Source organism: Streptomyces sp. NPDC054765, from assembly GCF_053612065.1.
Window position 1 is genome coordinate 21,198 of record NZ_JBSHBP010000090.1, and the last position, 5,931, is coordinate 27,128.

1 pseudogene is annotated in these 5,931 nt (G+C 72.0%); it reads left to right on the top strand.

The features are described from left to right. Positions 1–365: 365 nt before the first annotated feature. Positions 366–5,931 (top strand): annotated as a pseudogene (locus tag ACWGJY_RS34365) (hypothetical protein); the annotation flags it as partial.

The window sequence follows — 5,931 nt, forward strand, 5'->3', positions numbered from 1 at the left end:
GGCAGCAGTACCTGGAGTATTTGAGGCTGGAGGTCCAGCGGGAGCTGGATGAGTTGCGGGGGGAGGGGTGGTATCGGCCGTCGCGGGACGAGGTCGCGCAGTTCCGTGACGCGTTGCCGGGTTGGATTCGTGGCCAGTCGTTGCCTGTTCAGGGTGCGGCGATCGCGCAGGCGATCGTGTCGGGTGCTCCGGCGAGGTTGCGTGGTGGGGCTCCCGGGGACGTGGGAAGCCGGTCGAGGGGCGAGGTCACCGAGGTTGATGCGGCCGGTGTGCCCGAGGTGCCGCAGAGCGAGTCGGGGCGGCTCGTGGTCGTGCGGCCCCGTCCGTGGCCGCCTGTGGGGGCGTCGTCGTCGCGGTCGGAGCCGTTGCGGTATGAGATAACCGCTGATGGTGACATCACGCGTTCCGGTGCGGAGCCGCTGTATGCCGGGGGGTGGCTCAAGCAGGGGCTGGACTTCGTGCACGACCGCGGTGGCCGGTTGCGCGCGGACACCGGTGAGATCGACTTCTCGGCGGCCCCGATCGCGGGGGACCCGCTGGCGGTGGAGCCCGGGGCGCCGTCGTACAGGCTCCATGTGGTGCCGCCGCGGTTGATGACGGAGGGCGCGGCGTCCGGTGAGGGCGGCCTGTTCTTGGTGCCGGTGGACGCCGACACGTCGACTCCGGCGGTGCGTCTGCCGTGGCCGCGCGGCACCTGGACCGAGTCCGAGGGCCAGGACGTGGAGACCACCACCGCGCCCACCACTGCGTCCACCACCGCGTCCACCACCGCGCCCACGACCGGGACTTCGTCGGGCGAGGCGGTCAGCCGGCCCGTGCCGGAGGCGGCGCCGAGCCTCGATCAGCTGATCAGCGATGCGCTGGCCGCGGAGGAGGCGCTGGGGGCAAGGGCCGCGTCGGATGAGACGGCCGGTCAGGCCCCGCAGACGTCGTCGTTCGAGGAGCTGATCGACAGCGCATTGGACGAGGAGAATGCGCCTGCGGCCGAGGCTTCGTCGAGTGAAGAGGTCGGTCAGCAGCCGCGGCCATCGCGGTTCACGAAGCAGCTCGACCTCGAACCGGGCAGTTTCGGCCTCGGACCGACCAACGAGGGCATCCCCGCCCCGCCCGTCCTGCCGGAGGGCGCCACCACCGGGCGCAGGTCCGAGTGGATGTCGCGCCTCCGGCGGCTGTTCCGCCGCCCGAAGTCCGCCCACCACATCCCGGACATCCCGGCCCTTGCCTACGACGCCACACCGGGGCGGGCCGCGGCCACACTGCCGGGGCCCCGCAACAGCGCCGACGTCACCGCCGGGCATCAGCCGGTGAAGACCGCCCCGGAGGCCGGGTGGAAGGACGGGTCCGCCGTAGAACGGGCCTGGACGGCAGAGGACCCGCGCGCCACCGCCGATCTGGAAGCCCCGCCGACGCGACAGCTGACGACGGTCCCCGTGAGGGAGGCCACCTCGCTGTCCGTACCGTCTCCCGTACGCGAGTCCGCTGCCCCCGCGACGGTGGAGGACGGCGACGGGGCGCGCGACGAGTCCGCGCCGGAGTCCGAGTCCGAGTCCGAAGAGACGTCCGGCCGCACGTCGCCGCCCGCCGAGCAGCACACCGAACCGGCGCTGGACCCGGACCCGGACAGCGATCCGGACAGTGAGCCTGAGTCCGACAGTGACGCGAAATCGGACGCCGAATCCGAATCCGAATCCGACTCGGACGCCGACTCCTACGCCGGCTCCGACACGGAATCGGACACGGAATCGGACACGGACGACGCGCACACCGAGTCCGAGTCGGACTCCGAGCCCTACGTGACCGACCCGGACACGTTGTCCGAGCCCGACGGCCTCTACGCCATCGTCGCGAACTTCGGCCACGGGCATCGCGGGCTCCAGGGCTCGGTGCATGTCATGCCGTTCCCGGACGAGATGCTGGAGTGGGAGCGCGCCCGTATCAGCGCCGCCGTCCGCGCCATGCACCAGGCGGCCGAGGGCGGGTCGGCCGAGGACCTGGAGGCGCAGGATCAGCGCGGCAGTGCGGCGCTGGAGAAGGAGGTGGCGGACGAGTACGCCAAGGACGCGGTGCTGGAGGCGCTGCCGTATGCGCTGAGCGCCACGGGCATGGTCCGGATCGTGACCTATCGGGGCCGCCGGTACCAGGTGGCCTGGCGGCTCGATCTCGGGGATGCCCGGCCGGCGCCGGCGATGGCCTCCGACGTGCCCGAGGGGCGGCGGGTCCAGATCGAGGAGCGGAACAAGACCACCGTCTCGTCCAGTGACACCAGCGGACGGCAGACGGTGCGGAGCATCCCGCTCTCCTACGGCCGCACCTGGGCGATGAACGCCTCGGGGAACCCCGTACTGGCGTCCCTGGCCTCCCTGGGCATCACCCCGAAGCTGACGCTCACGCACAACCAGGAAGCCACCTCGGTGACGGTCGTGAAGGAGTACATGGCGACGTCCGCGTTGGCCTTCGCCGCCGAACCGTCGCGCGTCTACGACTACGGCATGGCGTCGCAGATCAAGGTTGAGCCGCTCGACGGCGTGCTCCCGGCCCCCGCCCCCGCTCCGGTGACCGCCCCCGCTCCCGTGGCCGACGAGGCGCCCGTGACCGACGAGGCGGCCGAAGACGACGGCTGGGGCGACATCGTGCCCGTGTCCGCCCCCGGCCGGCTCGCCGCGTGGTTCCCTGACTACCTCACCGAGGACCCGGAGCCGCGCCCGTTCGGCTCGCTCTTCGCGTCGGCGGAGGAGCTGCCGGCTGATCCGCAGACCCTCGCCGGCGGGGTGCTGCCGATGCGCATGGACACCGTGCGCGACCCGGCCGCGCTGCACGACGCGATCGTCGCGGCCGATGAACTGCGCCCGCATCTGCGCCGGATGTCGCCGGAGTCGGCGGAACAGCTGGGCGAGTTCCTCTCGGAGAACAACCAGCGTTCCGGGCTGCCGCTGATGCTGGCGCACGCCTACCCGTCACCGGTGCTCCAGGACCGCGCCGGAGACCCGCTGGGCTTCCTGGAGGTCAGGGCGCGGCTGAAGTGGCTGAGCCCCGATGTGCTGGCCAGGTCGAAGAACGTGGTGCTGGAGAACAGCCTGTTCTACACGGTGGGTGCCAAGAGCTCGCACACGGTGTCCAATGCCGTGAAGCCGGGCTTCTCCTTCGCCCCCGCCTTCGCGGACCCCGGCGGCTCGGGCGTCGGCGGCGGCCCGGCCTTCTCCGCCGCCTACCAGTACCAGCGCGACCGTGCCTTCAACTCGGGCGGGACGGCGTACGACTGGTTCGGTCTCGTCAGCGAAAACCCGCACCTCCTGACGGAGGCGGACATCGAGTTCGAGGCCGTCCTGGTCTTCGCCGAGGGCGGCCGCTCCGATGCGTTCACCTTCAGCCGGCCCGCGGGCCACCTCCTGCGGGTGCCGAGCCAGGCCGAGGTCGACGGCGTCCCCGTCCTGCCGGGCCAGGAGCGGCACCTGCCGCCGGAGATGCTGGAGCTGCGCTCGTTCGAGGTGTTCGCCACGCCGCTGGAGGTCACCGGTACCGAGGAGCAGTTCGAGGAGCTGGCGACCCAGCTGCGCACCGTCGGACTGCTGCCCCCGGCCGAACGCCGGTCGCTGTCCTGGATGGACGAGGTGAGCCGCAAGAAGACTCTCCAGGCATGGGCGGCCAACCAGCGCAAGCTGTCCCTGGCCCGCTCGCAGATCGGGTTGCGCAGCGCCTCGCGGGACATGATCAGCGCGGGTAGCACGATCCACTTGGACCTGCCCTTCGAGTACGACAGCTGGCGGGCCTGCGCGGTGGTGCGGGCCAAGCCGCAGGAGGACACCTACCCGCTCCACCGCAGGAACTTCCCGAACTGGTCGTCGCTGAACGGCAACGGCATGTACACGGGGGGCGGCGAGTCGTTCACCGCCACGCACACGCTGTCCGGCGAGTTCTCCGGGGAGGCCCACGGCCCGGTCTCCGACGACACGACGATGAAGGGCGGCACCCCCTCCAGCGCCTCGGTCAGCGGGCAGCGCGGGAACACGGCCGGCTCCTCCTCCGGCCTCGGCCTGGACATGCTCGCGTACGCCCAGCCCGGTCTCGCCCAGTTCGACATCCCGGTCACCCACTCCGCGGAGCTCTACTTCGGACAGGGCACCGAGCCCGTGTGGACCTCCGCCCCGCGGAACGGGAACCTCGCGGTGACCCTCCCGCTGGCCCGCACCCTCGCCGAGCGGCCGGCCCCGCTCCCCGCGCCCACCAGCCGGCCCGCCACCGACGAGGACTACCGGCTGGCCCGGATGCAGCCGGACGAGCAGGGCAACCGGCCACAGGAGGCGCTGCTGCTCCCGGCCGACGCGCACATCAACGTGGCGTTCGGCAGCGCTGAGCTGTTCACGGCGTTCCAGCAGCTCCTGGCCGGTGGCCACCTTGAGGGCAGCCCCGAGCCCGGGGCGCTGGCCCGGATCCTGAACTGGACCGCCGAGCACGGCAGCCAGGTGGGCCGGATGCTGCCGTCGTTCGTCACCCAGCCCGCCCAGTGGCTGAAGGACGTCACGCTCGGCGAGTCTCTGACGTCCCCTGAGAGCTCTGCCCAGGAGGCCGTCCGGGCCGCCCTGTCCAGCACTGTCGTCCACGCCCGGTCCCACCAGATCCTGCGCGGCGTCTACGTCTTCGACGCCGGCTCGGCCGGCTCCCTGCTGGGCACCGACGTCCAGGGGGAGGTGCGCGGCTTCCTCCACGAAAACGTGGTCTACCAGGGGATCGGCTCCCCACCGGGGGAAGACTGGATGGAGAGCGACGTCACCGCCGCCGACTCGGCCTGGCGGGGCAAGCGCGGCAAGCGCACCGTGCAGCTCGGCTTCAGCGGTTCGGGCACCACCCGCACGAGCGGGGACACCTCGCGCACGGTCACCGGCAGCGCGGGCCAGAGCTTCTCGGTGTCGTGGAGCGAGACGGACACCGACGCCGTGTTCAACATACGGATGAACGTCGACGCCAGGGAACCGCTGCATGAGTTCCGCGCTGACATCACTTACGTCTTCGCCCTGGCCCAGGGCTACCGCAACGCGCCGGCCAACGCCGTCGGACTCGGTCCGCGCGGTGACCGGACCCTCGCGGTGCGGGTGCCGGGCGCCGCGGTCTTCTGGGTCTCCGAGACCGACGTCCGGGAGAATCCGCGGCTGGCGGCGCTGGCCGGGCTCCCCTATGCGGTGCCGAAGCTGGACCGGCTCCTGCCGCCGTCTTTCGTCCGCTCGAACGGCCGGGCCCTGGGCCCCGCCACCGTGCCGGAAGCCCTCCCGGACGGTCCGCTGGACGCGTTCGTCGAGGCGCTCCGCGCCGAGGTGACGCGCGAGGCCCCCGGTTCACTCACCCCGGGCAGCAGCACCTACGTCCCCGGCCTGGACTCCCGTATCGCGGAGGTCGGTTCGGCCACCGGCCTGCGGGCACTGCCCGGCACGGGCGCCGAGAAGTGGCAGCGGCCGATCGTCTTCGTGTACAAGGGCTGGGATGGCCTGCATCTGGTGACGGTGGCGGTCAACGCCCGCCCGGCACCGGACCTCGAACTGGGCGAGGTGCGCGGCGCGCTGCGCCCGAAGTCGGGTGTGGAGAACATCTACTCCTCGGCACCCAGCTCGGTGACGCGCGGGGCCGCCAGGTCGGGCACCTTCACCCTCGGCCTCAACCCGTCAGGCGGTTTCGCGGTCGCGACCGGAACGGACAACACGGGCAGTGCCGGGGCCTCGGCGTCCTTCTCCTCCAACAGTTCCCACTCCACCTCCCTCACCCTCTCCCACAACCGCCAGCAGTGGCTGCGCACCTACGCGCCGTCGGCGCAGTTCAAGGTGCGGTACGAGTACCGGGCGGTCGCCTCCTCGGAGCGGCTGCCCGACACGGTGCCGGGCTTCCTGATCAACCAGGTCGTCTCGCTCGGGCAGTTGGCCGAGCTGCTGGCCGCGGGCGCGCTGT